The 26,354-nt window shown below is 73.5% G+C and carries 32 protein-coding genes; 14 read left to right on the forward strand and 18 right to left on the reverse strand.

Annotation, left to right across the window (positions count from 1 at the left end):
- Positions 1 to 23 precede the first annotated feature (23 nt).
- Together LQ327_RS05370 and LQ327_RS05375 are read right to left on the reverse strand one after the other, a co-directional pair.
- A complete protein-coding gene (locus tag LQ327_RS05370) occupies positions 24 to 344 on the reverse strand; it encodes a DUF4326 domain-containing protein (protein WP_230730484.1) in 321 nt (106 codons plus the stop codon).
- A complete protein-coding gene (locus tag LQ327_RS05375; RefSeq protein WP_230730485.1) occupies positions 344 to 1,549 on the reverse strand; it encodes a cysteine desulfurase-like protein in 1,206 nt (401 codons plus the stop codon). Before LQ327_RS05375 ends, LQ327_RS05370 begins: the two co-directional genes overlap by 1 nt.
- 158 nt (positions 1,550 to 1,707) lie before the next feature.
- Between LQ327_RS05375 and LQ327_RS05380 the strand changes: the two genes are divergently transcribed.
- Positions 1,708 to 2,880, forward strand: coding sequence for an MFS transporter (locus tag LQ327_RS05380; RefSeq protein WP_230730486.1), 1,173 nt, complete (start codon positions 1,708 to 1,710; stop codon positions 2,878 to 2,880).
- Here LQ327_RS05380 and LQ327_RS05385 read toward each other — a convergent pair.
- Positions 2,877 to 3,542 carry a hypothetical protein gene (locus LQ327_RS05385; RefSeq protein ID WP_230730487.1) on the reverse strand — a complete coding sequence of 222 codons (666 nt, stop codon included), beginning with the start codon at positions 3,540 to 3,542 and terminating at the stop codon, positions 2,877 to 2,879. The two genes, LQ327_RS05380 and LQ327_RS05385, sit on opposite strands and share 4 nt — an antisense overlap.
- Positions 3,543 to 3,674: 132 nt before the next feature.
- Here LQ327_RS05385 and LQ327_RS05390 point away from each other — a divergent pair, with 132 nt between their 5' ends.
- The 8 genes from LQ327_RS05390 to LQ327_RS05425 all read left to right on the forward strand — a co-directional run bounded on the left by LQ327_RS05390 (position 3,675) and on the right by LQ327_RS05425 (position 8,906).
- Positions 3,675 to 4,028 (forward strand): helix-turn-helix transcriptional regulator, encoded by a 354-nt coding sequence (locus LQ327_RS05390; RefSeq protein WP_230730488.1) that lies wholly within the window; start codon positions 3,675 to 3,677, stop codon positions 4,026 to 4,028.
- The gene (locus tag LQ327_RS05395) at positions 4,025 to 4,255 is read left to right on the forward strand and encodes a HypC/HybG/HupF family hydrogenase formation chaperone (protein ID WP_230730489.1); all 231 of its coding nucleotides are present in this window, start codon (positions 4,025 to 4,027) and stop codon (positions 4,253 to 4,255) included. Before LQ327_RS05390 ends, LQ327_RS05395 begins: the two co-directional genes overlap by 4 nt.
- Complete coding sequence (gene hypF, locus LQ327_RS05400; RefSeq protein WP_230730490.1) at positions 4,252 to 6,519, forward strand: carbamoyltransferase HypF; 2,268 nt, start codon at positions 4,252 to 4,254, stop codon at positions 6,517 to 6,519. Before LQ327_RS05395 ends, hypF begins: the two co-directional genes overlap by 4 nt.
- Positions 6,516 to 7,133 (forward strand): D-sedoheptulose-7-phosphate isomerase, encoded by a 618-nt coding sequence (locus LQ327_RS05405; protein ID WP_372460605.1) that lies wholly within the window; start codon positions 6,516 to 6,518, stop codon positions 7,131 to 7,133. The genes hypF and LQ327_RS05405 overlap by 4 nt, the downstream gene beginning before the upstream one ends.
- On the forward strand, positions 7,130 to 7,789 hold the full coding sequence (locus tag LQ327_RS05410) for a D-sedoheptulose-7-phosphate isomerase (protein WP_230730491.1): 660 nt from the start codon (positions 7,130 to 7,132) through the stop codon (positions 7,787 to 7,789). The genes LQ327_RS05405 and LQ327_RS05410 overlap by 4 nt, the downstream gene beginning before the upstream one ends.
- A complete protein-coding gene (locus LQ327_RS05415) occupies positions 7,786 to 8,082 on the forward strand; it encodes a hypothetical protein (RefSeq protein WP_230730492.1) in 297 nt (98 codons plus the stop codon). The genes LQ327_RS05410 and LQ327_RS05415 overlap by 4 nt, the downstream gene beginning before the upstream one ends.
- A 130-nt stretch (positions 8,083 to 8,212) precedes the next feature.
- The gene (locus LQ327_RS05420; RefSeq protein ID WP_230730493.1) at positions 8,213 to 8,482 is read left to right on the forward strand and encodes a hypothetical protein; all 270 of its coding nucleotides are present in this window, start codon (positions 8,213 to 8,215) and stop codon (positions 8,480 to 8,482) included.
- 4 nt (positions 8,483 to 8,486) lie between these two features.
- Complete coding sequence (locus LQ327_RS05425; RefSeq protein ID WP_230730494.1) at positions 8,487 to 8,906, forward strand: ester cyclase; 420 nt, start codon at positions 8,487 to 8,489, stop codon at positions 8,904 to 8,906.
- A gap of 50 nt (positions 8,907 to 8,956) precedes the next feature.
- Here the strand turns inward: LQ327_RS05425 and LQ327_RS05430 are convergent, their stop codons facing one another.
- A complete protein-coding gene (locus LQ327_RS05430; protein WP_230730495.1) occupies positions 8,957 to 9,862 on the reverse strand; it encodes a hypothetical protein in 906 nt (301 codons plus the stop codon).
- A 201-nt stretch (positions 9,863 to 10,063) separates the two neighbouring features.
- A complete protein-coding gene (locus LQ327_RS05435; RefSeq protein WP_230730496.1) occupies positions 10,064 to 10,669 on the reverse strand; it encodes a hypothetical protein in 606 nt (201 codons plus the stop codon).
- A gap of 340 nt (positions 10,670 to 11,009) precedes the next feature.
- Between LQ327_RS05435 and LQ327_RS05440 the strand changes: the two genes are divergently transcribed.
- Positions 11,010 to 11,852 (forward strand): SDR family NAD(P)-dependent oxidoreductase, encoded by an 843-nt coding sequence (locus LQ327_RS05440; protein WP_230730497.1) that lies wholly within the window; start codon positions 11,010 to 11,012, stop codon positions 11,850 to 11,852.
- On the opposite strand, the gene hypE is transcribed toward LQ327_RS05440, so the two are convergent.
- From hypE to LQ327_RS05495, 12 genes are all read right to left on the reverse strand, one after another.
- On the reverse strand, positions 11,849 to 12,922 hold the full coding sequence (hypE, locus tag LQ327_RS05445) for a hydrogenase expression/formation protein HypE (protein ID WP_230733067.1): 1,074 nt from the start codon (positions 12,920 to 12,922) through the stop codon (positions 11,849 to 11,851). The two genes, LQ327_RS05440 and hypE, sit on opposite strands and share 4 nt — an antisense overlap.
- A gap of 62 nt (positions 12,923 to 12,984) precedes the next feature.
- Positions 12,985 to 14,133 carry a hydrogenase formation protein HypD gene (hypD, locus tag LQ327_RS05450; RefSeq protein ID WP_230730498.1) on the reverse strand — a complete coding sequence of 383 codons (1,149 nt, stop codon included), beginning with the start codon at positions 14,131 to 14,133 and terminating at the stop codon, positions 12,985 to 12,987.
- Positions 14,134 to 14,138: 5 nt separating this feature from the next.
- Positions 14,139 to 14,414 (reverse strand): HypC/HybG/HupF family hydrogenase formation chaperone, encoded by a 276-nt coding sequence (locus LQ327_RS05455; protein ID WP_230730499.1) that lies wholly within the window; start codon positions 14,412 to 14,414, stop codon positions 14,139 to 14,141.
- Positions 14,415 to 14,774, reverse strand: coding sequence for a hydrogenase maturation nickel metallochaperone HypA/HybF (locus tag LQ327_RS05460; RefSeq protein ID WP_230730500.1), 360 nt, complete (start codon positions 14,772 to 14,774; stop codon positions 14,415 to 14,417).
- Positions 14,775 to 14,777: 3 nt separating this feature from the next.
- Positions 14,778 to 14,879, reverse strand: coding sequence for a DUF6893 family small protein (locus LQ327_RS35195; RefSeq protein ID WP_372460606.1), 102 nt, complete (start codon positions 14,877 to 14,879; stop codon positions 14,778 to 14,780).
- The gene (locus LQ327_RS05465) at positions 14,876 to 15,412 is read right to left on the reverse strand and encodes a hydrogenase maturation protease (protein WP_230730501.1); all 537 of its coding nucleotides are present in this window, start codon (positions 15,410 to 15,412) and stop codon (positions 14,876 to 14,878) included. Before LQ327_RS05465 ends, LQ327_RS35195 begins: the two co-directional genes overlap by 4 nt.
- On the reverse strand, positions 15,409 to 16,731 hold the full coding sequence (locus LQ327_RS05470) for a hypothetical protein (RefSeq protein WP_230730502.1): 1,323 nt from the start codon (positions 16,729 to 16,731) through the stop codon (positions 15,409 to 15,411). Before LQ327_RS05470 ends, LQ327_RS05465 begins: the two co-directional genes overlap by 4 nt.
- Positions 16,728 to 17,396 carry a DUF6084 family protein gene (locus LQ327_RS05475; RefSeq protein WP_230730503.1) on the reverse strand — a complete coding sequence of 223 codons (669 nt, stop codon included), beginning with the start codon at positions 17,394 to 17,396 and terminating at the stop codon, positions 16,728 to 16,730. Before LQ327_RS05475 ends, LQ327_RS05470 begins: the two co-directional genes overlap by 4 nt.
- Positions 17,393 to 18,043 (reverse strand): DUF5947 family protein, encoded by a 651-nt coding sequence (locus LQ327_RS05480; RefSeq protein ID WP_230730504.1) that lies wholly within the window; start codon positions 18,041 to 18,043, stop codon positions 17,393 to 17,395. Before LQ327_RS05480 ends, LQ327_RS05475 begins: the two co-directional genes overlap by 4 nt.
- Entirely contained in the window at positions 18,040 to 18,582 is a 543-nt protein-coding gene (locus LQ327_RS05485) for a NifU-related iron-sulfur-binding protein (protein ID WP_230730505.1), read from the reverse strand. Before LQ327_RS05485 ends, LQ327_RS05480 begins: the two co-directional genes overlap by 4 nt.
- A gap of 5 nt (positions 18,583 to 18,587) precedes the next feature.
- Positions 18,588 to 20,390, reverse strand: a complete 1,803-nt coding sequence (locus LQ327_RS05490) for a nickel-dependent hydrogenase large subunit (protein WP_230730506.1) — start codon at positions 20,388 to 20,390, stop codon at positions 18,588 to 18,590.
- 13 nt (positions 20,391 to 20,403) lie between these two features.
- Entirely contained in the window at positions 20,404 to 21,411 is a 1,008-nt protein-coding gene (locus tag LQ327_RS05495) for an NADH-quinone oxidoreductase subunit B family protein (protein WP_230730507.1), read from the reverse strand.
- A 480-nt stretch (positions 21,412 to 21,891) separates the two neighbouring features.
- On the opposite strand from LQ327_RS05495, the gene LQ327_RS05500 reads away from it, so the two are divergent.
- Positions 21,892 to 23,172 (forward strand): DEAD/DEAH box helicase, encoded by a 1,281-nt coding sequence (locus tag LQ327_RS05500; RefSeq protein WP_230730508.1) that lies wholly within the window; start codon positions 21,892 to 21,894, stop codon positions 23,170 to 23,172.
- Between the two features lie 62 nt (positions 23,173 to 23,234).
- Positions 23,235 to 23,522: a DUF1905 domain-containing protein gene (locus tag LQ327_RS05505; protein WP_230730509.1), complete on the forward strand. Its 288-nt coding sequence runs from the start codon at positions 23,235 to 23,237 to the stop codon at positions 23,520 to 23,522.
- Here the strand turns inward: LQ327_RS05505 and LQ327_RS05510 are convergent.
- Complete coding sequence (locus tag LQ327_RS05510; protein ID WP_230730510.1) at positions 23,491 to 24,876, reverse strand: pyridoxal phosphate-dependent decarboxylase family protein; 1,386 nt, start codon at positions 24,874 to 24,876, stop codon at positions 23,491 to 23,493. The two genes, LQ327_RS05505 and LQ327_RS05510, sit on opposite strands and share 32 nt — an antisense overlap.
- A gap of 421 nt (positions 24,877 to 25,297) precedes the next feature.
- Between LQ327_RS05510 and LQ327_RS05515 the strand changes: the two genes are divergently transcribed.
- Both LQ327_RS05515 and LQ327_RS05520 read left to right on the forward strand, forming a co-directional pair.
- A complete protein-coding gene (locus LQ327_RS05515) occupies positions 25,298 to 25,678 on the forward strand; it encodes a transglycosylase family protein (RefSeq protein WP_308286252.1) in 381 nt (126 codons plus the stop codon).
- Between the two features lie 118 nt (positions 25,679 to 25,796).
- A complete protein-coding gene (locus LQ327_RS05520; RefSeq protein WP_230730511.1) occupies positions 25,797 to 26,351 on the forward strand; it encodes a L,D-transpeptidase in 555 nt (184 codons plus the stop codon).
- Positions 26,352 to 26,354 lie beyond the last annotated feature (3 nt).

Here is a 26,354-nt window from a genome sequence, read left to right on the forward strand (position 1 = left end):
TAGTGCACTACTGCATCGGGCGCTTATGGATCACCGCCGGCGGCCACTCGGAGCAGTACGTCTGCGTGACACGGCTCGTCGAGCGGACACCAGCAGGCGAGGTCGTGACCGGCGAGCTCCGCGCGGGCCTTCTCGACCATCGCCGGCTGCTCCGCCAACCACCGGCGGTACAGCGCGATCATGGTGTCGCGGTCGAGGGTGACCTCCACGTCGCCGTCGTCGTCGGCCCGGACCGTCCCGCCGAGCCGGAACGGGTTCCCCCAGGCGGACGGGCGGGCGACGGTGATCGCGCCCTCCGGCTTGCGCCAGCCCTTCGCGCGCCGCAGGTGGATGCGTTCGGGCATCAACTACCTCCCGTGATGGTCGCCAGGGCGTCGAGCAGCCGGTCGACGTCCTCGTCGTCGGAGTAGGGCGCCAGCCCGAGGCGCAGCGCCCCGTCGTCACCGAGGCCGAGCCGGCGCGAGGCCTCCAGTGCGTAGAAGGACCCGGCGGGCGCGAACACCCCGCGCTCGGCCAGCGCCTCGTGCGCGCGGCGTTCCCCGCCGGGCACGCGGACGAGCAGCGTCGGGGTCCGGTGGGCGGCCCGCGAGAGCACCTCGGCGCCGGGAATCCAGCTCAGGCCGGTCTCGATGCGAGCTCGCAGCCGGTCCTCGTGGGCCTCCACCGCCGCCATCCCCGCGACCAGCCGGTCCCGACGGGAACCCGTATCAGGACCGAGCGACGCGAGGACGTCCACGGCCGCCGTCGTCCCGGCGAGCAGCTCGTAGGGCAGCGTGCCCAGCTCGAACCGCTCCGGGACGGCGTCCGTCGACGGCAGCAGCTTGTCGGGGTGCAGCGTCTCCAGCCACGCCGGGTCGGCGGCGAGCACCCCGCAGTGCGGCCCGAGGAACTTGTAGGGCGAGCACAGGAAGACGTCCGCGCCGAGGGCCGGGACGTCGACGGCGGCATGTGCTGTGAGGTGGACGCCGTCGACCACGAGGAGGGCACCCGCCGCGTGCACCCGGGCGGCGATCTCCGGGACCGGCGGCCGGGTCCCGACGAGGTTGGACGCGCCGGTCACGGCGACGAGGCGCGTGCGGTCGGAGAGCTGCGCGGCGACGTCGTCGGCGGTCAGCTCGGTCGTCGTCGGGTCGAAGTCGACCCACCGCACCGTCGCACCCGCCCGCTCGGCGGCGAGCACCCACGGCCGGATGTTGGCGTCGTGGTCGAGGCGGGTCACGACGACCTCGTCGCCGGGTCCCCACGCCGCGGCGAGGGTCCGCGCGAGATCGACGGTCAGGGCGGTCATGCTGCGGCCGAAGACGACCCCGCGCGGGTCGGCGCCGAGCAGGTCGGCCATCGCCTCGCGCGCGCCGACCACGACGTCGTCGGAGAAGCGCTCCGCGGGGGTGATCCGGCCCCGGTTGGCGATCGGCGCCGTCAGGGTGTCCGCGACCGCCCGGCCGACGTCGGCGGGAACCTGCGAGCCACCGGGCCCGTCGAAGTGCGCGTACCCCCGATCCAGCGCGGGGAAGCGGGCGCGGAACGCGGCGACGTCGTAACCGGGCACGCGGTCATTCTCGCGCGCCCGGACGGCCTGATCACCCCGGTCGATCGGGTGGGGGTGGCGCCGCCATGATCCGGGCACACTCACGCCGACCTGTCGTGCCCAGGAGACGGAGGCTCGTCATCAGCGCGTCCACCGAGACCACGGGGAGCCGGACCCGGTTGCGCGGACCGGCCGCGGCCGCCGTCGTCGCCGCCGCCTTCCTGATCACCATGCTCGGCGCGACGATGCCGACGCCGCTCTACCCGATCTACGAGGAGCAGCTCGGGTTCGGCGGCGTGATGGTCACCCTGATCTTCGCGGCCTACGCGGTCGGTGTCGCCGCCGCGCTGCTGCTCTTCGGCCGGCTCTCCGACCAGATCGGGCGCCGACGGGTCCTGCTGCCCGGCCTCGCGCTGGCCGCGATCTCCAGCGCGGTGTTCCTCATCCCCGGCGAGATCCCGACCCTGTTCGTCGGCCGCGTCCTGTCGGGGCTCTCGGCGGGCATCTTCACGGGAACGGCCACCGCCACCCTCGTCGACCTCGCCCCCGAGGGCCGCCAGCAGCGGTACAGCCTGCTCGCGGCCGTGGTGAACATGCTCGGTCTCGGGCTCGGGCCGGTGCTCGCGGGCGCGCTCGCGCAGTACGCCCCGGCGCCGCTCTACCTGTCGTACGCCGTGCACATCGTGCTCGTGCTGGTCGTGGGCGTGTTCCTGCTCGCGATCGTGGAGCCGATCGAGACCACCGACGGGCCGGTGTCCTGGCGTCCGCAGCGGGTGTCGGTTCCGGCGGAGGTCCGCGGGGTGTTCGTCCGCGCCGCCATCGCGGGGTTCGCCGGCTTCGCGGTGCTCGGCCTGTTCACCGCCGTCTCGCCGACCTTCGTCGGCCAGATCCTCCACATCTCGAACCACCTCGTCACCGGCCTCGTGGTGTTCTGCCTGCTCGGTCCGTCGGCCCTCGGGCAGATCGCGTCGTCGCGGCTGGGCGAGCGCCCGGCGCTGCTCGTCGGCTGCGCCGGCCTGGTGATCGGGGTGCTGGTCGTCGGGCTCTCGGTCGCGCTGGCGTCGCTGGGGCTGCTGATCGCCGGCGCGGCCGTGGCCGGGGTCGGCCAGGGGATGAGCTTCCGCGCCGGGCTGCAGGCGGTGAGCGCGGGCAGCCCGCCGGAGCGGCGCAGCGAGGTGGCGTCGAGCTTCTTCCTGGTCCTCTACATCGCGATCTCGCTGCCGGTGATCGGCGAGGGGCTCGCGTCGGCCGCGTTCGGGCTCGTGGCGTCGGCGGTGGCGTTCTCGGTGATCGTCGCGGTCCTCGCCGCGATCGCGTTCGTGAGCCTGCTGCGCCGGCGCGAGGCGAACTAGACCCCGACCAGCGAGGCCGCCGTCCGCCCGCTCCACGCGACGCGGCCCTGCTCGGCGAGCTCGCCCGCCGGGCGCCGCCCGGAGAGCAGCAGCAGGAAGGCGTCGGCGTCGGCGTCCACCTCCGCCGTCGGGACCGCGGCGCCGTCGCCCACCCGCAGCGTCCGGTCGATCTCGACGGGACCGCCCGGCCAGGCCCGGACGAGCAGGTGCAGGCACGTCGGGCGGGGTGAGGACCGGGCGAGCAGCCGCGGCACGAACTCGCTGACCAGCCGGCACGCCTCGAGCGCCGCGGGGCACGCGATGTCCGGGTCGAGCTCGATCCCGAGCGCCTCGTACAGGTCGTGGGTGTGCAGGCACATGTCGAGGCACTGCGCCTCGAGCACCCGTCCGGACGGGGCCGACGACAGGGCGGACCGCTCCGCGCGCTCGTGGGCCTCGGCGAGCGCCTCGCGCAGCCGGTCGGGCCCGGCGTAGTGCACGCCGGTGAGGTGGGTGACGAGGTCGGTGACGTCCGTGCCTCCCGTGCCCAGCACCGCGGCGGCCACCGCGCCCGGCGATCCGGACGGCACGAGCGGCAGGCTCCAGTCCTCGGCCCCGAGGTGGGCCACGGCGTCGTCCGTGACGTCCCAGAGTCGCAGCAGGGCCCGAGTCGCGTCGTGCATCCCTATCGCCCCCAGTACAGCGAGCCTTGAGAACACGCAATTCGAAGAGGACGATAGGTGATCCGGAACACATGGGGCAATGAGGTCCGGGGTTGGGGGACCGCGATGGGTGAGTGCGAACCGCGGAACTTCATGAGGCCCTGTCTGCTGCTCCTCCTGCGGGAACGCCCGGCCCACGGGTACGACCTCGTCGAGCGCCTCCACTCCGCCTTCATCGACGACCTCGACGCCGGCGGGGTCTACCGCACCCTGCGGGCCTTCGAGCGCGAAGGTCTGGTCCGCTCGACGTGGTCCACCTCCGGCTCCGGTCCCGCCCGGCGCACCTACTCCCTGACGACGGCGGGGACCGACTGCCTGCGCCACCAGATCGAGCTCCTCGAGGTGACCCACCACCTCGTCCACGTCTTCCTCACCCGCTGCGGGGAGGCGGCGCTGGCCTCCTCGGTCGTCGGCGAGGGCGCCGAGCGCCGGGAGGTCGGCTCGTGACCACCCCCGGCCACTGCGACGGCGAGGTCTGCGTGACCTGCTCGGACGAGGCGGTCCCGGTGACGGTGCTCGCGGTCGACGACGACGGGATCGCCCGGGTCGACACCGGGCGCGGCGTCGAGGAGGTCTCGGTCGCGCTGGTCGACGCGGCGGTCGGGGACGTGGTCCTCGTGCACGCGAAGGAGGCGATCGCGAGCCTCGGCCCGGCGTCGCGGATCTCCCCGTGACGGCCGCCGACGCCCGCCGGCTGCAGGTCCGGGTCACCGGGATCGTGCAGGGGGTCGGGTTCCGGCCGTTCGTGCACGCGCTCGCCACCGCCCACGGGCTCGGCGGATTCGTCGGGAACGACGACACCGGCGTCGTCGCCGAGATCGAGGGGCGCGCCGACGGCGTCGACGCGTTCCTCGACGCCCTGCGACGCCGCCCGCCCGCGCTCGCGGTCATCGAGTCCGTGACGACGGCGGCGCTCACCCCGCGGGGGGAGCGCGCGTTCGTCATCGGCGAGAGCGCCGTGACCGGGCACCGCGACGCGCTGGTCTCCAGCGACACCGCCCCCTGCGACGACTGCCTCGCCGAGCTGGCCGACCCCGCCGACCGCCGGTACCGCTACCCGTTCGTCAACTGCACCCACTGCGGCCCGCGGTTCACGATCGTCCGCGACGTCCCCTACGACCGCGCGACGACGACGATGGCCGGCTTCGCGATGTGCGCGGCGTGCGCGGCCGAGTACCACGACCCGGCCGACCGCCGCTTCCACGCGCAGCCGACCTGCTGTCCGGCATGCGGCCCGACGCTGCGCCTCGGCGGCCTGGGCGGTGACGCCGCGCTGTGCCGGGCGGCGGTCCTGCTGGGTGACGGTGCGGTGCTCGCGGTGAAGGGCCTCGGCGGCTACCACCTGGCGGCCCGCGCCGACGACGAGGCCGCGGTCGCGCGGCTGCGGGCGGGTAAGCACCGCGAGGAGAAGGCGTTCGCGGTCATGGCGGCCGGGCTCGAGGCGGCGCGGCGGCTGGTCGTCGTGGATGACGCCGCGGCGGCCGTCCTGGGGTCGAGGCGCCGCCCGATCACGCTGCTGCGCCGCCGGCCCGGGGCTCCCGTGGCGGCCGCCGTCGCACCCGGGAACCGCGACCTCGGCGTGATGCTCCCCTACACCCCGCTGCACCACCTGCTCGCCGCCGAGCTCGGCGAACCCTTCGTCCTGACCAGCGGCAACCTCTCCGACGAGCCGATCGCGACCGACGACGCCGACGCGCTCGCCCGGCTCGGCCCGCTCGTGGACGGCTTCCTCACCCACGACCGCCCGATCCACGTCCGCACCGAGGACTCCGTCGTGCGCCTGCACCGCGGTGCCGAACTCCCGGTCCGCCGCGCGCGGGGGTACGCGCCGGAACCGGTGCCGCTCGGCTTCCCGGTGGAGCGGCCGGTCCTCGGGCTCGGCGCCGAGGTGAAGAGCACCGTCTGCCTCGCCCGGGGCCGTCGCGCGTTCCTCTCGCCGCACCTCGGCGACCTCACCAACCCCGAGGCGCTGCGCTCGTTCCGGCACATGACGGGTCACCTCGCGCGGCTCTTCGCCGTCGAGCCCGCCGTCCTCGCGCACGACCTGCACCCCGAGTACCTCTCGACGAAGGCGGCTCTGGGGTGGGCGGAGGAGCGTGACGACGTCGAGCTGGTCGGCGTGCAGCACCACCACGCGCACGTCGCGTCGTGCCTGGCCGAGCACGGCCGGACTCCCGATGACGGGCCGGTGCTCGGCGTCGCGTTCGACGGCACCGGGCTCGGCACCGACGGCACGATCTGGGGCGGGGAGCTGTTGCTGGCCGATCTCGCGGGGTTCGAGCGGATCGGGCACCTGGCGCCCGTGCCTCTCCCCGGCGGCGCGGCGGCGGTGCGGGAACCGTGGCGGATGGTCGTCGCGTACCTGCCGGATATCCCGGATCTGGCCGTGCGGGAGCGGCACGCTCGGCGGTGGGACGCGGTGGCATCGCTGGTGCGGAGTGGGACCGGGTCGCCGGCCACGTCCAGCGTCGGGCGGCTCTTCGACGCCGTGGCCGCGCTGCTCGGCGTCCGCGACACGGTCACCTACGAGGGCCAGGCGGCGATCGAGCTGGAGCAGCGGGTGGACGTCGCGGAACGCGGTGCGTACCCGGTGGAGGTGTCGGGCGGAGTGCTGTCCGGCGCCGACCTGGTGCGGGCCGCCGCCGAGGACCTGCACGCGGGGGTCGACATCGGTCGGATCGCCGCGCGGTTCCACCGCGGGCTCGCGGACGCGACGGTGCGGGCGGTGGTCGCCGCCGCCGGCGAGCACGGGGTCCGGACGGCCGCGCTCTCCGGCGGGGTGTTCGTCAACGAGGTGCTCCTCGAGCGGGTCCGCGCCGGGCTCGAGGCGGCCGGGATGGAGGTGCTCGTGCCGAGCCGGGTGCCGTGCAACGACGGCGGGATCAGCCTGGGCCAGGTGGCGGTGGCCGCCGCTCGTGACGTCGCGGGGTCGTCATGAGCGCGCCCGGGATCGCCGCCACGGACGTCGTCGCCGCCTTCGACCGCCGCCGCGCGGCCACGGCGATGCTCGCCGAGGACGCCGACGCGGTCGCGGCCGCCTGCCGGGCGATGGCGGGGCGGTTCCATGCGGGCGGCCGGCTCCTGACGTTCGGCAACGGTGCGGCCGCGGCCGACGCCGCCCACCTCGCCGTCGAGTTCGTGCACCCGGTGATCGTCGGGAAGCGCGCGCTGCCCGCGGTGTCCCTGGTGAACGACCCGGCGACGCTGACCGCCGCGCTCGCCGCGGGCGGACCGGGCGAGACGTTCGCCGCGCCGCTGCGGTCGCTGGCCCGGCCGGGCGACATCGCGCTCGGCCTCTCGCCCGACGGCGGGTGCGCGAACGTGGCGCACGCGCTCGGCGTCGCCCATGCGCGGGGCCTGCTCACGGTCGCGCTGACCGGGGGCGACGGCGGCCTGCTGGCCGCGACACCCGACGTGGACCACCTCCTCGTCGTGCACACCTCGGATCGCGCGGTGGTGAAGGAGGTCCACGTGACGATCTACCACGTCCTCTGGGAGCTGGTGCACGTGTTCCTGGAGAACCCGGAGTCGCTGCCGGGGAGCGCGGCATGAGCGGGGGACTCGAGTCGCTCTACCCGTTCCTCTACTCCTCGCCCGGCGATCCGTCGGCCGCCGACCGGGTGCTCACCGAGGTCGCGTCGTCGACGCGGGCGAAGGTCGCCGAGATCGACCGGTTGCGGCTGCGGGTGGCGGGCGAACAGGCCGAGGAGATCGCTGCCTGCGCGCGGGCGATGACGGCGGCGTTCGCGGCGGGCGGGCGCCTGTTCTCGTTCGGCAACGGCGGGAGCAGCACCGACGCGCAGGCGGTCGCGGCGTGGTTCATGACCCCGGACCGGTCCGGCACCGGACTACCCGCCGTCGCCCTGACCGCGGACGTCGCCGTGCTGACGGCGCTGTCCAACGACGTGTCGTTCGAGGTCGTGTTCGCGCGGCAGCTCGCTGCCTCCGGCCGACCCGGGGACATCGCGTTCGGGCTGTCGACCAGCGGCGGATCGGCGAACGTGCTGGCCGGCCTGGCGGCGGCCCGGCGGATCGGGATGATCACCGTCGGGCTGGCCGGCGGCGACGGCGGGCGGATGGCCGAGCCGGGCACGGTCGACCACCTGTTCGTGATGCCGTCGTCGTCGGTGCACCGCATCCAGGAGGCGCAGACGACCGTGTACCAGGTGCTCGGCGAGCTGGTCCGGGACGCGCTGCGGGCGTCATGAGCGACGACGTGTTCGAGTCGGTGGCCGCGGCGGCGATGGGTGTTCCCGGGGTGACGCGCCGGATGATGTTCGGCCGCGACACCCTCCTCGCCGACGGGCACCCGTTCGTGTTCCGGAACGGGGACCGGGTGGCGGTGAAGCTGCCGGACGCCGCCGAGCTGGTGGCCGCCGGCGAGGGCACGGTCACGCGGATGGGGAAACGCGTGATGCAGCAATGGATCTCGATTCCGCTGGTCATCTCGTCGCGGTTGACGGAACAGGTGGAGATCGCACGTCGCTTCGTGAGCGAATGATTTTCTCTTCTACTCAGTGCTTCTCGTCCCGACCATTCGAGTGACGCCGCTGATGTCGATCAGACATCGTGGGACTCTGGGTAATCGAAATCGCCCGAGGAGGCGCCACACGATCCCGTGAGGAGCAATCATGTACGCAGTTCTCGTCACCGTACGAATCGATCAGAGCCGCTCCCAGGAGGCCATGGACGACCTCGCCACGATGGTCGTTCCCACTACCAAGGCCACCCCCGGATTCATCCGCGGAACGTGGTTCTCCGGCGAGGGGACCGGCCACGCGATGGTCCTCTTCGACACCCGGGAGCACGCCGACCAGATGGCCGCGAGGCATGCGACGCCGCCCGACGGGCCCGTCCAGATCGAAAGCATCCGAACCTACGAAGTGCGGGCGGAGGCCTGAGATCATGACGATCCGGGACGACATCGAGAAGGGCACCGCCCTCTACAACAAGGGCGACGTCGACGGTTTCTGCTCGTACTACGGGCCCGAGACCGTGCTGACCACGCCGGACGGCCGCTTCGAAGGGCTCCAGAACATCCGGCCGTACGTGCAGTCCCTGTACGACGCCTTCCCCTCCGGCGGGGTGTCGGTCGGGCGGTACCGCGAGAACGGCGACCTGTACTTCGGGGAGTTCACCGTGCAGGGCGTCAACACCGGGCCCCTGGCCATGCCCGACGGCAGTCAACTGCCCGCGACGCACCGGTCCGTCGAGGTCGCCGCCGTCGAGGTCGCCCGCGCGGAGAACGGCAGGATCGTGGAGCACCGGATGGTCTGGGACAACATGGCCTTCCTCAGCCAGCTCGGTCTGGTGCCGGAGTCCTGAGGATCACTGAGATGGACCAGTCGGCGATCTGTCCGATATGGGCGTGAGTGTCAGACCCTCGACCTAGTGTTCGAGTCATGACAGCGATCGTGTCCGGCGCGCTCGGGCCGGGCGACCCGCCCGACCTGGCCGCCGACCCGGACTCCCTTCCGGGCGAGGCGGCGCACGCCGGCATGATCGCGTCCTTCCGGGCCGACAACCATGCCGACTGGCAGCGCCACCGCTGGCTGCTCTCGGCCTGCCGATCGCGGACGGGCACGCTGGAGCGGCGGGCCGATCCGCGCGCCGCGCAGGCCGCCGCGGCGGCGTTCGGGTGGTCGAGCGCGATGGCCGCGGCGCGGTACGACCTCGCCCACCAGATCCTCGAACGCCTGCCGATGATCGGCGAGGCCATGTGCGAGGGATGGCTCGAGGAGAGCAAGGCCTCGGTCCTCGTCTCCACGGTGCGGGACCTCGACGATGCCCAGGCCCGGCTGGTCGTGGCCCGGGTGCTGGGACGAGCGGCCGAGCTGCCCCACCGCGCCCTCGCGACGCTCACCGAGAAGACCGCCGCCGATGTCGACCCCGCCTGGGACGAGGCCCGCCGGGCCGCCGCCGAAGCCCGCGCTCGGGTCCTCGCCCGCATCGGCCCGTCCGGCGCCGCCGAGCTCTCCGGGCTCGATCTCCCGGTCGATCCGGCTCTCGAGGCGCACGGCCACGTGGTCGCGGTGGCCGACGCCGTGCGGGTCGCAGCCGCGGCGCGGGGTCGGGACCTGGCGCAGGGCCTGGTGCAGTCGCACGTGTTCGTGCGGCTGCTGCAGCACGATCTGCTCGGCGCCGACGACGCCACTGTCGTCGAGACCCTGACCGACGAGCTCGCGCCCTGGCCGCCCGACGATCAACCTGATGACGGCCCGAGCGGTCCGGGCCCCGATGACGGGCCGGATGACGATGACGGGCCGGATGACGGGCTCCATGACGACGGACCGAGCCCAGCCGGTTCGGACGACCACAGCCCGGACAGCGGCCACGGCCCGGCCCCCGACGACGAACCGAATGACGACGCCGGCCCTGCCGGGGTCGCCCCGAGCTGCGGCGGGGCCGGGAGCTACGTCGGCCCCGACGGACTCGGCGACGAGGTGCCGGACGACGAGGCCGCCCCGGACGGCGGCGAGAACTCAGGCACTGAGCCGTTGGCCTTCCGAGCGGGAGTCGCGGTTCGTCTGGGGCTCACCACGTTGCTCGGCCGCGACCGGCGTTCGGGTGAGATCCCCGGCTGGGGCGCGGTCGGCACCCGCACCGCCCGCCAGATCGCCCGGCATCGCCAGGACGCGATGTGGCGGGTGATCCTCTACGACCCCGACGGCACCTTCGACCAGGTCCTCGCCATCCGAAGACCTGATCACCAGGCCAACGGCGGGCTGCATCGGCGACAGGTCGTGGAGCTGATCGCCACCGCGGCGACGATCGACGCGCTCGATCCCGCCGACCACGTCGGGCTCGAGGCCGACCTCGTGCGCCGGGCCCGTACCGCCCTCGCCGCGGCCCGCGCCCGGCCGCCCGAGGACCACCCGGCCCACACCCTCGCCGACGCGCGCCGCCGACACCCGGGAGCTGCCCTGGACCGTCACGTCCGCGCCCGGGACCGCTGCTGCCGGTTCCCCGGCTGCTCCCGCCCCGCGATCGGCGCCGACCTCGACCACACCCTCGACTGGCTGTACGGAGGAATCACCGTCGGGCCGAACCTCGGCGCGCCGTGCCGCTTCCACCACCGGCTCAAGCACGACCCCGGCCTGGGCTGGAGCGTGACCCAACCGGCCCCGGGCCGGTTCGAGTGGATCAGCCCGCAGGGCGCGCGACATACCGTCGAGCCCCGACCGAGGAGCCGCTCGTGGATCCGCACCCGCGGGACGGCGGTGGGTTCAGCCTGCCCGCCGCAGCCCTCGTCCCGTTCCAGCGCGCCACCGAGCCCCGGCCCTGGTCCCGCGACGCAACCGCGCCGGCTTCCTCACCGACGCGGCCCGGAGGACCGCCGACGACATCGCCCGCCGGATCCGGGAGCAGGCGAGCGAGCCACCGAGCCGCTACGACGCCGACCCGGACTTCTAGCCCATGCTCGGTCCCATGACGACCACCATCGCGATCACCGGCGCCACCGACGGGCTCGGCCGCGCCCTGGCGCTGCGACTCGCCGCCGACCACGACGTCCGGCTCGTCCTGCACGGACGGGATGCGGACAAGCTCGAGCAGGTCGCCGCCGAGGTGACGAGCACCGCCGGCGCCACGCCACCGGTCACCGTCACCGCCGACCTGGCCGACCTCGCCCAGGTCGCCGGACTGGCCGACACGATCACCGAGCGGGTCGACACCCTCGACGTCCTGGTCAACAACGCCGGCATCGGCTCCGGCGAGCCCGACGGCCGCGAGCGCCGCACCAGCCGCGACGGCATCGAGCTGCGGTTCGCGGTGAACTACCTGGCCACCTTCGTGCTCACCGAGAACCTGCTCGGCCTGCTGCGCCGCTCGACGACCCCGGAGCGGGCGGCGCGCGTCGTCCACGTCGCCTCGCTCGGCCAGCACCCGCTCGACCTCGACGACCTCCAACTCGAGCACCACTACTCCGGCACCCGCGCCTACGCCCAGAGCAAGCTCGCGCAGATCATGCACTGCTTCGACCTCGGGGAACGGTTCGGCGCCGACGAGCTCACGGCCACCGCGCTGCACCCGGGCACGTACATGCCGACCAAGATTGTCGTCAACGAGATCGGGCGCACCGTCGACTCCCTCGAGTCCGGGGTCGAGGCCACCCGCCGCCTCGCGGTCGACCCGGCGCTGGAGGGCACCACCGGCCAGTTCTTCGACCGGCTCCGGCCCGCCCCGGTAGACGATCAGGCCTACGACGCCGAGGTCCGCCGAACCCTCCGCGCTCGCAGCCTGGAGCTGGCGGGGCCCGCGCTGCACGCCTAACAGATCCGGGGCAGCGGATCCCCCACGAGCAGGTCGACGATGCGCGTCCCCCCGAAGGCCGTCCGGAGCAGGACGAGCCCGGGTGGATCATCGGCCACCCGCCCGATGACGGCGGCCCCGGCGCCCGACGGAACCCTTGTCATTGCCGCCAGCACCGCATCGGCCCGGTCCGGCGCGACGACCGCCACCAGCCGCCCCTCGCACGCCACGTACAGCGGGTCGATGCCCAGCAGTTCGGCCGCGCCCATCACCTCCGCGCGCACCGGAACCGCCGCCTCGTCCACGACGACGGCGGCCCCCGACGCGCCGGCGATCTCGTTGAGGATCGTCGCCACCCCGCCGCGCGTGGCATCGCGCATCACCCGGACCCCGTCACCGCCGACATCGAGGATCTCCGCGCACAGCGAGTGGAGCGGCGCGGTGTCGGAGACGAGGTCGGACTCCACGTCGAGGTCGCCGCGGGCGAGCATCACGGTCACGCCGTGGTCGCCGATCGGGCCGGAGACGATCACGACGTCGCCGGGCCGGGCGGCACCCGCGTCGAGGACGACGGTCCGGTCGAGCAGGCCGACACCCGCCGTCGTGATGAAGCAGCCGTCGGCCTTGCCGCGCTGGACGACCTTGGTGTCGCCCGTGACGATCTGCACCCCCGCCGCCGCGGCGGCCGCGGCCATCGTGTCGACGATGCGGCGCAGGTCAGCGACCGGGAAGCCCTCCTCCAGCACGAACCCGGCCGAGAGGTGCTGCGGGCGGGCACCGGAGACGGCGAGATCGTTGACCGTGCCGTTGACGGCCAGATCGCCGATGTTGCCGCCGGGGAAGAACAGCGGCGACACGACGTAGGAGTCGGTGGTGAACGCGAGCCGGGCGTCCCCGACCCCGACGACGGCCGCGTCGCCGAGCCGCTCCAGCTCCGGGTTGCGGAACGCGTCGACGAAGACCGCGTCGATCAGCGTGCCGCTCGCCTTGCCGCCCGCACCGTGCGCCAGGGTGATCCGCTCCTCGCGGACCCGCGGACGACGTCGTCGGGCCCGCTCGATGCGCTCGAGGACCTGCTCCTCGGTGCGCAGGTGCTCGGCGCCGGCATGGGCGGCGACGGCGTCCTCGGCCCAGGAGGCCCGCCCGACATCCGTCATCGCCGCACCACCGGGTCCGCGAGCAACGTCGCCTCACGCACCCGCGACCGGCTGAACCGCCCGAAGTTGTAGTACGCCGCGCAGGCCCCCTCGGACGACACCATGCAGGTGCCGATCGGGGTCTCCGGCGTGCACGCGGTGCCGAAGACCTTGCACTCCCAGGGCTCGAGCACGCCCTTGAGCACCTCTCCGCACTGGCACGCCTTCGGGTCGGCCACCCGCACCCCGGGCACGTCGTAGATCCGTTCCGCGTCGAAGGCCGCGAACTCGGGGCGCAGCGCCATCGCCGAGTGCGAGATGAACCCGAGCCCCCGCCACTCGAACCACGGCCGCAGCTCCATCACCCGGCCGATCACCTCGAGGGCGCGGCGGTTGCCGTTCCAGGGCACGACGCGGCTGTACTGGTTCTCCACCTCGCAGCGACCCTCGGCGAGCTGGCGCATCAGCCAGTGCACCGACTGGAGGATGTCCAGCGGCTCGAACCCAGCCGTGACCAGCGGTTTCCGGTGATCCCGGGCGATGAACTCGTACGGCCGGCACCCGATCACGGTGGACACGTGACCCGGTCCGAGGAACCCGTCCAGGCGCAGATCGGGCGAGTCCAGGATCGCCTTGATCGCCGGGATGATCGTGACGTGGTTGGCGAACACCGCGAAGTTCTCGAGCCCCTCGGCCTGTGCCCGCAGCACCGTCATCGCGGTCGACGGGGCGGTGGTCTCGAAGCCGATCGCCATGAACACGACCCGCTTGTCGGGGTTCGTCCTCGCGATCTTCAGCGCGTCGAGCGGCGAGTACACCATCCGGATGTCCGCGCCGGCCGCCTTCGCGTCGAAGAACGAGCCGTTGCCGCCGGGCACCCGCATCATGTCGCCGAACGCCGTCATGATCACGTCGTCGTGCTCGGCGATCGCGATGGCGTCGTCCACCCGACCCATCGGCAGCACGCACACCGGACAGCCCGGGCCGTGCACCAGGCGGACGTTCTCGGGCAGGTGGTCCTCGAGCCCGTGCTTGTAGATCGTGTGCGTGTGCCCGCCGCACACCTCCATGAACGCGTAGCGCCGCCCCGGCTCGCACAGCCCGGCGATCTCCCGCGCCAGGTGCCGCGCGGTCTCGGGGTCGCGGAACTCGTCGACGAAGCGCATGCCCGTCACCCCACGTCCGTCGTCGCGAAGTCCTGCAATTCCTGGTCGTAGGCCGGGCCGAGCTCGTGGAGCACCCGCAGCGCGGCGGCCGCCTCCTGTTCGTCGATCTTCGCGAGAGCGAAGCCGACGTGGATGAGGATCCAGTCGCCGACGACGAGCTCCTCCTCGTCACGGAGCAGCCCGATGTTGACCTTCCGACGGACGCCGCTAACGGTCACCAGCGCGAGGTCGGTCTCGTCGTCGGGCAGTTCGACGAGCTCACCAGGGATACCGAGGCACATCTAGCCCACCTCCTGGGCGGTCCGGGTTCCGGAGATCGTGATCGACTCGAGGACGAGGTCGTCGCCGGCGAGCAGCTCGAGGTCGTGGCCGTCGCACCCGACGCAGGTGACGATCAGCTCGTCGCCCGTCGTCGTCGACGAGCACCCGCGGCAGCGCACCTCGACGGCGACCTCGACCACATCGACCGTCGCCCCGTCCGCGATCCCACCCTCGGCGATCATCGCGAACGCGCCGTCGAAGACCTCGCGGTCGAGGCGCTGCAGCGCGCCCACGTGCAGCCGAACGGCACTGACGGCCCGGCCGTCGGCCCTTGCCTCGACGGCGTCGAGCACCGCGGCCGCCACCCCGAACTCGTGCATCGGCTACATCGCCCGGATGCGCAGGTAGCGGCGGATGTCCTCGCGCGAGTCGTAGGCCACCCAGCCCACTCCGACGAGCGCCGCCAGCGCCAACAGCTTGATCATTGCGGAACCCCTTCCTTCTTCCTGGCTGCGAAGTCCTGCCCGGCGAGCAACCGGTCGAGCACCCGCCCGACCGCGGCGACCGCCTCGTCGACGGCCGCGTGCACCGGCGGGCTGAGCCCCATCCCCGGCCCCAGCTCCGCCGGCTCGCACCCGAGGACCAGCACCCGCCCGACGACGTCGCGGGCTCCCGTCCCGGCACTTGTGTCGCGCGCTAGCCCGTCCAGCAGCGCGAGGACGGCGTCCGGGGACATGCCGTGGGGGTCGAGATCGGAACCGCCCACGCCGCCCAGGTCGTGCTCGAGCAGGTACAGCGCACCCGGGGCCGAGTCCCGGTGGGTGGTGTCGACGATCAGCAGCACGTCGTAGCCGTCGAGCAGGCGGTAGGCCAGGTGCAGGCCGCGGATGCCGACGTCGACGACCTCGACGCCGGCGGGCACGTCGTCCGGCCGGGCGAGCAACCGCGCGGCGACCTCGGAGCCGAACCCGTCGTCGGAACACAGCACGTTGCCGACGCCCGCCACCAGGATCCTCATGGCGCCACCGCCAGCTCGTCGGGCGCGAAGTACCGGAACCGGCCGTGGGCGGTCTGCAGGTCGGCCGGGTCGTCGTCCAGCGCGACGGCGACGTGCACCAGGCCGTCGACGTCGTGCAGCACCGCCTGGACGACCCCGGTCCGCCCGCGCAGGAAGAGGTCCTGGGCGTCGCCGCCGGAGCGGGGCCACAGCACGACGGCGCTGCCCGCGCGGACCGCCACGTCCCCGACGAGCACCGCGTCCGACGACGGGTCGACGGCGGCGTCGGCGCCCGGGTCCCACCAGGGCTGGTCCGTGGTCAGGGTCGGGATCTCGTCCGGGGCCCGACCGTCCGGCCGGATCACCCCGTGCAGCCGCTCGACCATCGCGGGGCCCATCGCCTCGACCGCGTCGAGGAGGTCCGCGGCGCGGGGGTCGGTGGCCCGGGCCTCGCGCTTCTCGGCGTCGGTCAGGGCGGCCGTGCGCAGGGTGAGGATCTCGTCGTTCTCGGTGCCGTCGAACAGATCGGTCGGGCTCTCCGGGGCGAGCTGCGGGTGGTCGGCCAGGATGATCGGCGTCGCGAGCAGCAACGACGTGCAGCCCTCCGGCCCGGCCAGCACCGGCCAGCTGTGCTCGTTGACGCAGGCCCCGACGGCGGGCGCGGCCCATTCGGGCGGGTCGGTGGCGGAGATGAAGGCGCCGTCGTCGAGCGCGAGCACCGTGTGGGCGGCGATGAACGCACGGTCGAGGGCCCGGTCGCGGTCGCCGGGTCGGCTCTCGGCGTCGTTCACGACGTCGAGGCGCAGCCGCATCGCGCCGTACGGACCCGGCACCGGCTCGAGGCCGACGATCACCCGGCCGGACAGGGCCTCCGTGACCCGCACGTAGGTCCCGCGCCGGACCCCGCCGGCGTCGCGGATGGGCTCGCGCACCCGGCCCGCCGGGATCCCGACGGCGATGACGGCCGGTGCCTCGCGCAGCTCGTCCAGCCCGACCTCGGCGTCGATCTGACGCGGGACTCCCTCGTCCCAGCGCAGGTGGGGCTCGCCGTCGACGTCCAGCTGCTCGCACGGGGTACCGGTGACGTCGAGGACGGTGCGCCGCTGCCGGTGCAGGAACCGCAGCCGCAGCGCGAGACGCGCTCCGCGCCGGGGCTCGACGAGGCATTCCGTCCGGCTGCGCGCGGGCTCCCCCGCCCCGGACCCGGCCGGGACGAGCACCCCGAACTGCCAGCGCAGCGCGTTCTTCTGCGCCGAGGCCCGGTAGGGGTAGAGCAGGTAGCCCTCGAACAGGATCGCGTCGGCCACCCCGGCGACGTCGTCCAGGTCGGCGGCGATCACGACGGCTCCCCGGCGCGACCGAGCAGCTCGTCGATCGTCTGCTCCCAGCTCGGCAGCGCCCGCGCGGCCCGCCACGCGGTGAGCCGGGCCATCGTGTGCTCGGGCAGCGAGAGCCAGGCGGTGCCCGCGTAGTGGGCGGCCATCATGTCCCGCCACAGCGCGACCGGGAGGCGGTAGGTCGCCTCCTCGTGCCACGGCACGAGCCCGACCTGCACCCCCTGCGTCGACCGGTAGAACACCGTGCCGCTGAACAGCACGAGCAGCGGCACCTCGCCGTCGTCGAGGCCCCGGAAGTAGCGGGTCGAGGCGATCTCGACGTCGGCGGTCAGCGGCACCTCGATGTCGACCGCCGTCTCCTCTGTGAACGCTCCGACCAGCGTCGACACCGTCGCCAGCTGCATGGGCTGACAGGAGCGCGCCCAGTCGGCGGGCTCGCCGAACAGCTCCACGAGCCGGTGCTGCTCGGACTCGGAGTAGCGGCGCTTCCGCGGCTCGATCCGGACCTGCGCCCGGAGCGCGATCGCGTGCACCGTCGTGCCGGTGGTGTCGGCGACCCGGGTGCGCAGCCGCAGCGTGGGGCCCACGGCGTGAGGGTCGTGATCGGCGGACTCCACGGCGAAGTGCAGCGCCGGACCGGGCGCGGAGCGGGGGAACGGCAGCGTCATGGGGCCGGCTCCAGATCTCGGGCCCGCGCGCGCACGTCGTCGAAGAAGCCGTCGATCGCCGCCCAGGCCGCGGACCCGCCGTCGAACCCCTTCCACGTGGTGCGCACGAGTCCGACCAGGCGGTAGCAGGCGTCGATCGGGACGAGGAAGCACTCGGACACGCCGTCCCTGGGCCGCCGCACCAGCAGTGCCTCGACGTCCGGCTCGAGCATCGCCGCGAGCCGGGTGGCGCCCACACCCTCGTCGAAGTGCTCGAGGTCCAGCTCGCTCTCGGTGGCGCCGGCCGGGCTGGGGTAGCAGGCGAGGACACCGTGGCGGGTGGAGTCGACCAGGAAGAAGGCGGTGGAGACGGGGATCTGCAGCGCGTCCCAGGCGGCGTCGGTGAGGGTGAAGTCGGGGTCGCGACGGTGCCGGTCGGGCACCGTCCGGTAGCCGGCGACGAAGCCGCCGTCGACGCCGACCCTTTCCTCGCTGAACAGCAGGGCGCAGGGCCGGCACGCGCAGCGCAGCGAGCGCTCCCCGGGCCGCACCAGATGGGCGTGCTCGGAGGGGATCTCGGCCGCGCACAGGTCGCAGCGCTCGGGGACCGGTTCGGTCGCCCGGGCCGCCAGGAACCGCCGCAGCCCGGCGACACCCCCCGCCGTCACGACCCCGCCGCGAGCTCGGGTGGCCGCATCCCGATCTGCACGAACGCCGGGCCCGCGGGCTCCGTCGTGAACTCGACGACCGCGATCTCCGGGGCCAGCTCGCCCACCGCGGTGCGGACGACGTCGCGCACCGTCTCGCCGCCGCCGCACCCGCTGCCGAGCCGCACGTGGACGGCGCCGGTGTCGAGCTCGAGCCGCTCGAGCGCGATGCCCGTCCCGTGGCTGCCCAGCCGACGGCGGGCGGTGTCCAGCGCGTGCCCGACGCGCGTCGGCAGGTCCACCGGGTGCAGGTCGTGCAGCGCGAGCAGCGCCGACACGAGCGGGTCGGCGCCGAGCCGGTGAACGAGGTCGTCGCCCCCCGCGACGCGCACCACCGAGACGGCCGCCTCCAGCCCGGCGCCGTAGAACTGCATGAGCACGCGCACGAGCTCCTCACCCGCCCGCGCCGGCCCCTCACCCGCCGCCGCGAGCTCGCCGAGGATCTCCTCGATCGCCCGGGCGAGCTGCTGCGGATCGGGGGCGTCCGAAGCGCGCGTCACGCGCGTCACGGGAGGTTCAGCTGCGTCGGCGAGGTCTCCTTGTGCAGTTGTCTCCCGTTGCCCAGGTACATGTGCACGCCGCAGGGCAGGCACGGGTCGAAGCTGCGGACCGCCCGCATGATGTCGATGCCCTTGAAGTTGTCCGGGCTGTTCTCCTCGAAGATCGGGGTGTTCTGGACCGCGTCCTCGTAGGGGCCGGGCGTGCCGAACTTGTCGCGGACACTGCCGTTCCACGGCGTCGGCGGGTACGGGTGGTAGTTCGCGATCTTCCCGTCGCGGATCACCATGTGGTGCGAGAGCACCCCGCGCACCGCCTCGGTGAACCCGCAGCTCACGGAGTCGTCGGGCACCACGAAGCTCTCCCAGGTCTTCGTGTTCCCGCCGCGTACCTCGGCCATCGCCTTCTCGACGAAGTGCAGCGCGGCGGCCGCCGCGTAGGCCTGGAAGTACGTGCGGGCGCGATCGCGCTCGATGGCGTTGGACAGCGGCGCCCCGCTCTTGTCGGTGGGCGGGGTCCAGGTGAAGTCGCGGGCCGGCCGCAGCGCGGTGCGCGGGAGGTGTATCTCCACGCTGTGCCCGGTGGACTTCACGGTCCCGATGTCCACGAGCCCCGCGAGCGCCGTCGCCCACAGCCGGGCGATCGGGCCGCCGCCGGTGTCCAGCGGCAGGTGGTCCTTCCCGTCGAACCAGCGCGGCGACATCGTCCACGAGTACTTGTCGTCGAAGTCGCGCTTCTGCGGTGCCGGGATCGTGTGCTGGTTCCAGGGGTGGTCCTGCGAGACCGGGTGGCCGAGCGGATCGACGTTGACGAACTTCTCCTGGTCCTCCCAGCCCCGGTAGAACGAACTGCCCAGCAGGATCCGGATGCCGAGGTTGATCTCGACGAGGTCGGTGGTGACGAGCTTCCCGTCGACGACGACGCCCGGGGTGACGAACATCTTCCGTCCCCAGTTGGTCATCGTGCGGTAGTCGAAGTCGCAGTGCTCCGGGTCGTTCAGCGAGCCCCAGCAGCCCAGCAGCACCCGCCGTCGTCCGACCTCCTCGTAGCCGGGCAGCGCCTCGTACATGAAGTCGAAGAGGTCGTCGTGCATCGGCACGACCCGCTTCATGAACTCCACGTAGCGCATCAGCCGGGACAGGTAGTCGGTGAAGAGCTGGATGGTCGCCGTCGTCCCGACCCCGCCCGGGTAGAGCGTCGACGGGTGGACGTGGCGGCCCTCCATCAGGCAGAACATCTCGCGCGTGTAGCGGGAGACCTGCAGCGCCTCGCGGTAGAACTCGCCGGTGAACGGGTTGAGCGCCCGCATGATGTCGCCGACGGTGCGGTAGCCGTGCTCGGCGGCGCCCCTCGCCTCGGTCCGGTTCGCGAGCTCGAGCACCCCGGGATTCGTCTCCGAGATCATCTTCTCGCAGAAGTCCACCCCGACCAGGTTCTCCTGGTAGATGTTGTGGTCGAACATGTACTCGGCGGCCTCGCCGAGGTTGATGATCCATTCCCCGAGGTGCGGCGGACGCACCCCGTAGGCCATGTTCTGGTTGTAGACCGAGCAGGTCGCGTGGTTGTCGCCGCAGATTCCACAGATGCGACTGGTGATGAAGTGCGCGTCCCGCGGGTCCTTGCCCTTCATGAAGATGGAGTAGCCCCGGAAGATCGACGACGTCGAGTGGCATTCCGCGACGCGCTTCGCCCCGAAATCGATCTTCGTGTAGATGCCGAGGCTGCCGACGATCCGGGTGATCGGATCCCAGGCCATCTCGACGAGGTCGGTCTTCTGTCCGGTCGAGGCCTTCGGTGCGGTGGCGGTCATCGGATTCGACCTCTCAGAACGCGACGGGCTGATAACCGGTGTCGAGCTTTCGCCCCTTGTGCCGCCAGCGCGGTTCGGCGTCGACGGTCTTCTTCGTGATGTTGCGCAGCGTCCGGATCACCCCGCCGTAGGCACCGCTCGCGGCGCCGGAGACCCGGCTGCCGGGCGGCGGGTCCATGAAGGGCATGAACTTGTCCGGGAAGCCGGGCATGGTGCAGCCGATGCAGATCCCGCCGACGTTCGGGCAGCCGCCGACGCCGTTGATCCAGCCGCGCTTGGGCACGTTGCACTTCACGACGGGGCCCCAGCAGCCGAGCTTGACGATGCACTCGGGCTGCCCGTACTCGGTCGCGAACTGGCCTTGCTCGTAGTAGCCGCCGCGGTCGCAGCCCTCGTGCACCGTCGAGCCGAACAGCCAGGTCGGCCGCAGCGCTTCGTCGAGCGGGATCATCGGCGCGGCACCGACGGCCTGGTAGAGCAGGTAGAGGATCGTCTCGGAGAGGTTGTCCGGGTGGATCGGACAGCCGGGGACGTTGACGATCGGGATGCCGAGGACCGACTTCCAGTCCCATCCGAGGTAGTCGGCGACGCCCATCGCACCGGTCGGGTTGCCCGCCATCGCGTGGATGCCGCCGTAGGTCGCGCAGGTGCCGACGGCGAGCACGATGGCCGCCTTCGGGGCGAGCCGGTCGATCCACTCGCTGGTGGTCCGGGGCTGGCCGGTCTGCGGGTCGTTGCCGAACCCGGACCAGTAGCCCTCCCGCTTGATCGACTCGTTCGGGACGGAGCCCTCGACGACCAGCACGAACGGCCCGTCGAGCTCGCCGCGCTCCGCCTTGAAGAACCAGTCGATGAAGGTGTCGGCGCCCTTGTCGGGCCCGGACTCGAAGTCGATCAGTGGCCAGTGCACCGCCACGGTGGGTAGTCCGGGGAGCGCGCCGAGGGCGATCTCCTCGATCGAGGGCTGGGTGGCGGCCGTCAGGGCGACCGAGTCGCCGTCGCAGGAAAGTCCGGCGTTCATCCAGAGGATATGGACCGTGGTGTCCTCGGGCGCAGCAGAAGTCGTCACGTGTTCCCCCAGCAGGTTCAACGGGCGCGCCGTCGAGTGGTGGTACCAGCGGAGAATCCCCAGATTCGCACCGCCGTTCGGGGGGCGGTAAGTGGTTGCGACACGTAGAGGCCGGGTGCAGGTGAGGATCCTCGCCCTGCTCGGGGCTGTGATCTTCCCCAGCGGACCGCGGCGTGTGCCACTGCCTCTGCCACACTGGGTGAGCAACGACGTCGGGCCACCGCCCCGGCGTACCCCCGTCCGGGACGCGGTTCGAGAGCCCACCGGACGGCCTTCTCCGGATTCAGGTGACTCCTCATCTCTGACGCTCCCCTGCCGTTCACCGCGCTGGGCATCTCGCCCTCGGTCGCCGAGGTCCTCGCGGGCCACGGCATCACCGAGCCGACGCCGATCCAGTCCGCCGCGGTCCCCGACGCCCTCGCGGGCCGTGACGTGCTCGGCCGCGGACGCACCGGCAGCGGCAAGACCCTCGCGTTCGGGCTGCCGGTCCTGGCGCGCCTGGCCCGCTGCGACGCCCCGACGCGGCCTTCACGCCCGCGCGCGCTGGTGCTGCTCCCGACCCGCGAGCTCGCCGGCCAGGTCCGCGACGCCCTCGCCCCGCTCACCACCGCACTCGGCCTCGAGCAGACCGTCGTCTACGGCGGCGTGGGCCAGCGCCCGCAGGAGCAGGCGCTGCGCCGCGGCGTCGACCTGCTCATCGCCTGCCCCGGCCGGCTCGAGGACCTCATCGGCCAGGGCCTCGTCGACCTCAACCGCGTCGAGGTGACCGTGCTCGACGAGGCCGACCACATGTCCGACCTCGGGTTCCTGCCCGCGGTCCGGCGGCTGCTGCGCCGCACGCCGTCGGGCACCCAGCGCCTGCTCTTCTCGGCCACGCTCGACAGCGAGGTCGACCGGGTGGTCAAGGAGTTCCTGCACGAGCCGGTCACCCACAGCGTCGACCGCGCGAGCGAGCCGGTGCCGGACATGACCCACCACGTGTTCACCGTGCGCAAGGACGACCGGACCGCCGTCGTCCAGGAGCTCGCGGGCGGCCGCGGGCGCACCATGTTCTTCACCCGTACCAAGCACGCCGCCCGGCGGCTCTCGCGGCAGCTGACCTCGGCGGGCATCCCCGCCGCCGAGCTGCACGGCAACCTCAGCCAGGGCGCCCGGGACCGCAACCTCGGCCTCTTCCGCGACGGCGACGTGCGGGTCCTCGTCGCGACCGACATCGCCGCCCGCGGCATCCACGTCGACGACGTCGCCCTCGTCGTGCACGTCGACCCGCCCGCCGAGCACAAGGCCTACCTGCACCGCTCCGGGCGCACCGCGCGCGCCGGGGCGGCCGGCGACGTCGTCACGCTCGTCCCGCCGGAGCAGCGCGACGAGGTCGCGAAGCTGACCCGCAAGGCCGGCATCAAGCCGCGCTCCGCCGACGTCGGGCCGGGCGCCCACGTGATCACCGACCTGGTCGGCGAGGCCGCCCCGCGGGTGTCGGCCGAGGAGCGGGCGGCGACGACGCAGACCCGTTCGCAGTCGCAGTCGCGGCCCGAGTCCCGGCCGAACCAGGGCTCCGGCTCGGGGTCCGGCAACGGTTCCGGTCGCCCGCGCCGTCGCGGTGGCCGGGGTGGCCGCGCTGGCGGTTCCGGCACCGGTGGTGGCCGGTCCGGGTCGTCGTCGGGCGCGTCGTCCGCGCGAGCGGGGGCGGGCAGCGGTCGCCGATCCCGGTGACCGCTGTCGAATCCTGACCGTCCGCGACGACACTCCCGGAGACCAACCTCCGGGAGGATCCGATGACCGCGGCACCGCATTCCCTCGACCACACCTTCTCGGCCGTCGTGCAGCGCAGCACGGCGCCGGGCGGGTGGACCTACGTCGTCATGCCCGGCTCGGCCGAGTTCTTCGGCACCCGCGGCCGCGTCAGGATCACGGGCTCGGTCGACGGCCGCCCGCTGACGACGTCGTTCATGGCGCTCGGCGACGGCACGCACAAGCTCCCGATCACGGGAGCCGTGCTGCGCGCCCTCGGCAAGACCGCGGGGGACGAGGTCACGGTGCACCTGGCGACGCGGGAGAGCTGAGCGCGTCCACGAGCTCGCCGATGCGCGTCGTGGCGCGGGTGACGTCGGCGGGCGTCGTCGACCAGTTCGAGACCGAGAACCGCAGCGCGGGCCGGTCCTCCCAGACGGTGGTGCCGATCCAGCACGTCCCGTCACGCTGCACCGCGGCGGCGATCCCGGCGACGTCGACGCCGTCCGGGCGGACCAGGACCTGGTTGAGGACGACGTCGTTGAGGATGTCCAGACCCTGGCCGGCGAGCTCGTCGGCGGCCTGCCGGGCCAGGGCGCAGCAGCGTTCGACGAGCTCGGCGACGCCCTCGCGGCCGAGGGCGCGCAACGCGGCGTAGACCGGGACGGCCCGGGCCCGGCGGGAGTTCTCCGGGGTGCGGGTGGCCGGGTCCAGGTCGCCGAGCGGCAGGTAGGCGGCCGAGGTGGTCAGGGCGCCGGTCAGCGCGCCGCGGTCGCGCACGATCGCCATCGCGGCGTCGTAGGGCACGTTGAGCCACTTGTGCGCGTCGACCGCCCAGGAGTCGGCCCGCTCGACGCCCGCGACGAGGGCCCGTCGGGTCGGCGCCGCGGCGGCCCAGAGCCCGAAGGCGCCGTCCACGTGCAGCCAGGCGTGCTCGCGCTGCTCGAGGGCGTCGGCGATCTCATCGAACGGGTCGCTCACGCCGGTGTTGACCTGGCCGGCCTGCGCGCACACCAGGACCGGCCCGGCGATCGCGGCCAGCGCCTCCCGGAACCGGTCGGCCCGCATCCGGCCCTGGTCGTCGACGGCCACCCGCACCGCGCGCGCCGACCCGAACCCGAGCAGCCGCAGCGCCTGGATCATCGTCGCGTGGGCGTGCTCGCCGACCAGCACCGTCGGCACCGGCGCCCCCGCCAGGCCGTCGCGCTCGACGTCCCAGCCCTGCGCGCCGACCAGCGCCCGCCGGGCCGCCGCCACGCAGGCCACCGACGCCATCTGGGCGCCGGTCACGAACCCGACCGCCGCGTCGTCCGGCAGCCCCAGCAGGTCGAGGACCCACCGCCCGGCGATCTCCTCGACGACCGCGGCGGCCGGGGACATGACGAAGGTGGCGGCGTCCTGGTCCGCCGCCGAGACCATCCAGTCCGCGCCGAGCGCGACGGGGAGCGCGCCGCCGGTGACGAACCCGAAGTAGCGCGGCCCGCCGCTGGCCACCAGCCCCGGCTCGAGGGCCGCCCCGAGCTCGTCGAGCACCTGCCCCGCGGGCACACCCGTGGTCGGCAGCCGGTCGTCGATCCCGGCGCGCATCGCGGCCGCGTCGATCGGCACGCCGACCGGCCGGTCGGCCACCGACGACAGCCAGTGCCTCGACCACGCACCCGCCCGGTCCAGGGCCTCGTCCCACACGGGGAGGGACCCTACGAGGCCGACCCTCGCGTCTCCGCCGTCGCGATGAGGTTCCGGAGGAAACGGACCGTCGCCGCCCGGCCCTGTGACGTAATCGATCAGGACGCGGGCCGGGGCATCGGCGCCTCCCGGCCGTCACGTGGGGCCCGGACCACCCGGTCGCGGCCCTGTGCGCTGCGGCGACGCCGCCCGCCGGAGCCTCCGGCTCGCGGGGCCCCGGGTGCGACCAGGGCGGTCTCGTCCCGGTTACGGTCGCGGCCGCTGGTACCCACCGTGCTCGTGAGGGGTGCCGGCCTCGCCCGAACCGGCCGCGATGTCCTGCCCCGGTTCTCCCCTGGGGGCGTGCCGCACTCGAACCAGGCGGGCAGGACCACACCCGGCCGAGGCCGGACGTGCAGGCGGGCCGGAGGGGGAACCGACGATGAGTGGACGTCACAGCCTGTCCCGCACGACCAGCCCGCGCTCCCGGCTGGCCGTGACCGCCGCCGTGGGGGCCGCGGTGACCGCGCCGCTGGCGCTGGCCGGCGTCGCCCAGGCCGCCCCGGCGGCCGAGAAGACCCAGACCTGGGACCGCATCGCCCAGTGCGAGAGCACCGGCAACTGGCATGCGAAGACCGGCAACGGCTACCAGGGCGGGCTGCAGTTCACCCCGTCGACGTGGAAGGCATACGGCGGCCAGGCCTACGCGCCGAGTGCCGACAAGGCCAGCCGCGAGCAGCAGATCGAGGTGGCCAAGCGGATCCAGGCCGACCAGGGCTGGAAGGCCTGGCCGAACTGCGCGGGAAAGGCCGGCGCCTCCTGATCCACACCTGGAGTACCGCCGACCCGCGGCGAGCTCACCGGCTCGCCCCGGCCCCGAGCAGCTGCGGGCCGGCGCCCCGCGCCTGCCCCGCGCAGGACGAGAAGGGATTGATCCGCTGATGGGTAAGCACCATCGGACCCGCGCCCCCACCGCCGCGGCCTCGCCCGCGGGCGTGGTCGTCGCCGCGGTCGGGCTCGGAGCCCTGGCGGCTCCCGGCGTCGCGGCAGCGGCACCGGCACCGGCGCCCGCCCCCGCGGCTCCCGCGCCCGGCGTCGCCCCGAAGGCACCGGCCCCCGACAAGTCACCGGCTGCCATGAAGTCGCCGTGCGGCCCGGAGATCAAGGGCTGCGTGTCGATCTCGAAGCACACCGCGTGGCTGACCGACGGCCACGGCCACACGGTCGACGGTCCGGTCAACATCTCCACCGGCGGTCCCGGCCAGGAGACCCCCACCGGGCAGTTCACGGTGCAGTGGAAGGACGCGAACTTCCACAGCAGCGAGTACCACGGCGCCCCGATGCCGGAGTCGGTGTTCTTCGACGATCACGGGCGGGCGTTCCACGAGGGCAACCTCGGCCGGGCGTCCGGAGGCTGTGTGCACCTGGGTCACGACGACGCCCGGCGCTTCTTCGACAACCTCCAGCCGAACGACCAGGTCCAGATCAAGAAGTAGGGC

It is taken from the genome of Actinomycetospora endophytica (assembly GCF_021026375.1).
Classification (GTDB): Bacteria; Actinomycetota; Actinomycetes; order Mycobacteriales; family Pseudonocardiaceae; genus Actinomycetospora; species Actinomycetospora endophytica.

Coding starts and splice junctions, on each gene's coding strand:
- LQ327_RS05505 (WP_230730509.1), top strand. CDS start 23,235: ATGACCGCGGCACCGCATTCCCTCGACCACACCTTCTCGGCCGTCGTG.
- LQ327_RS05405 (WP_372460605.1), top strand. CDS start 6,516: ATGAGCGCGCCCGGGATCGCCGCCACGGACGTCGTCGCCGCCTTCGAC.
- LQ327_RS05495 (WP_230730507.1), bottom strand. CDS start 21,411: ATGAACGCCGGACTTTCCTGCGACGGCGACTCGGTCGCCCTGACGGCC.
- LQ327_RS05440 (WP_230730497.1), top strand. CDS start 11,010: ATGACGACCACCATCGCGATCACCGGCGCCACCGACGGGCTCGGCCGC.
- LQ327_RS05465 (WP_230730501.1), bottom strand. CDS start 15,412: ATGAGGATCCTGGTGGCGGGCGTCGGCAACGTGCTGTGTTCCGACGAC.
- LQ327_RS05455 (WP_230730499.1), bottom strand. CDS start 14,414: ATGTGCCTCGGTATCCCTGGTGAGCTCGTCGAACTGCCCGACGACGAG.
- LQ327_RS05430 (WP_230730495.1), bottom strand. CDS start 9,862: ATGGAGCCCGTCATCCGGCCCGTCATCGTCATCCGGCCCGTCATCGGG.
- LQ327_RS05385 (WP_230730487.1), bottom strand. CDS start 3,542: ATGCACGACGCGACTCGGGCCCTGCTGCGACTCTGGGACGTCACGGAC.
- LQ327_RS05515 (WP_308286252.1), top strand. CDS start 25,298: ATGAGTGGACGTCACAGCCTGTCCCGCACGACCAGCCCGCGCTCCCGG.
- LQ327_RS05520 (WP_230730511.1), top strand. CDS start 25,797: ATGGGTAAGCACCATCGGACCCGCGCCCCCACCGCCGCGGCCTCGCCC.
- LQ327_RS05410 (WP_230730491.1), top strand. CDS start 7,130: ATGAGCGGGGGACTCGAGTCGCTCTACCCGTTCCTCTACTCCTCGCCC.
- hypD (WP_230730498.1), bottom strand. CDS start 14,133: ATGCGCTTCGTCGACGAGTTCCGCGACCCCGAGACCGCGCGGCACCTG.
- LQ327_RS05390 (WP_230730488.1), top strand. CDS start 3,675: ATGAGGCCCTGTCTGCTGCTCCTCCTGCGGGAACGCCCGGCCCACGGG.
- LQ327_RS05425 (WP_230730494.1), top strand. CDS start 8,487: ATGACGATCCGGGACGACATCGAGAAGGGCACCGCCCTCTACAACAAG.
- LQ327_RS05460 (WP_230730500.1), bottom strand. CDS start 14,774: ATGCACGAGTTCGGGGTGGCGGCCGCGGTGCTCGACGCCGTCGAGGCA.
- LQ327_RS05420 (WP_230730493.1), top strand. CDS start 8,213: ATGTACGCAGTTCTCGTCACCGTACGAATCGATCAGAGCCGCTCCCAG.
- LQ327_RS05370 (WP_230730484.1), bottom strand. CDS start 344: ATGCCCGAACGCATCCACCTGCGGCGCGCGAAGGGCTGGCGCAAGCCG.
- LQ327_RS05490 (WP_230730506.1), bottom strand. CDS start 20,390: ATGACCGCCACCGCACCGAAGGCCTCGACCGGACAGAAGACCGACCTC.
- LQ327_RS05475 (WP_230730503.1), bottom strand. CDS start 17,396: ATGACGCTGCCGTTCCCCCGCTCCGCGCCCGGTCCGGCGCTGCACTTC.
- LQ327_RS35195 (WP_372460606.1), bottom strand. CDS start 14,879: ATGATCAAGCTGTTGGCGCTGGCGGCGCTCGTCGGAGTGGGCTGGGTG.
- LQ327_RS05415 (WP_230730492.1), top strand. CDS start 7,786: ATGAGCGACGACGTGTTCGAGTCGGTGGCCGCGGCGGCGATGGGTGTT.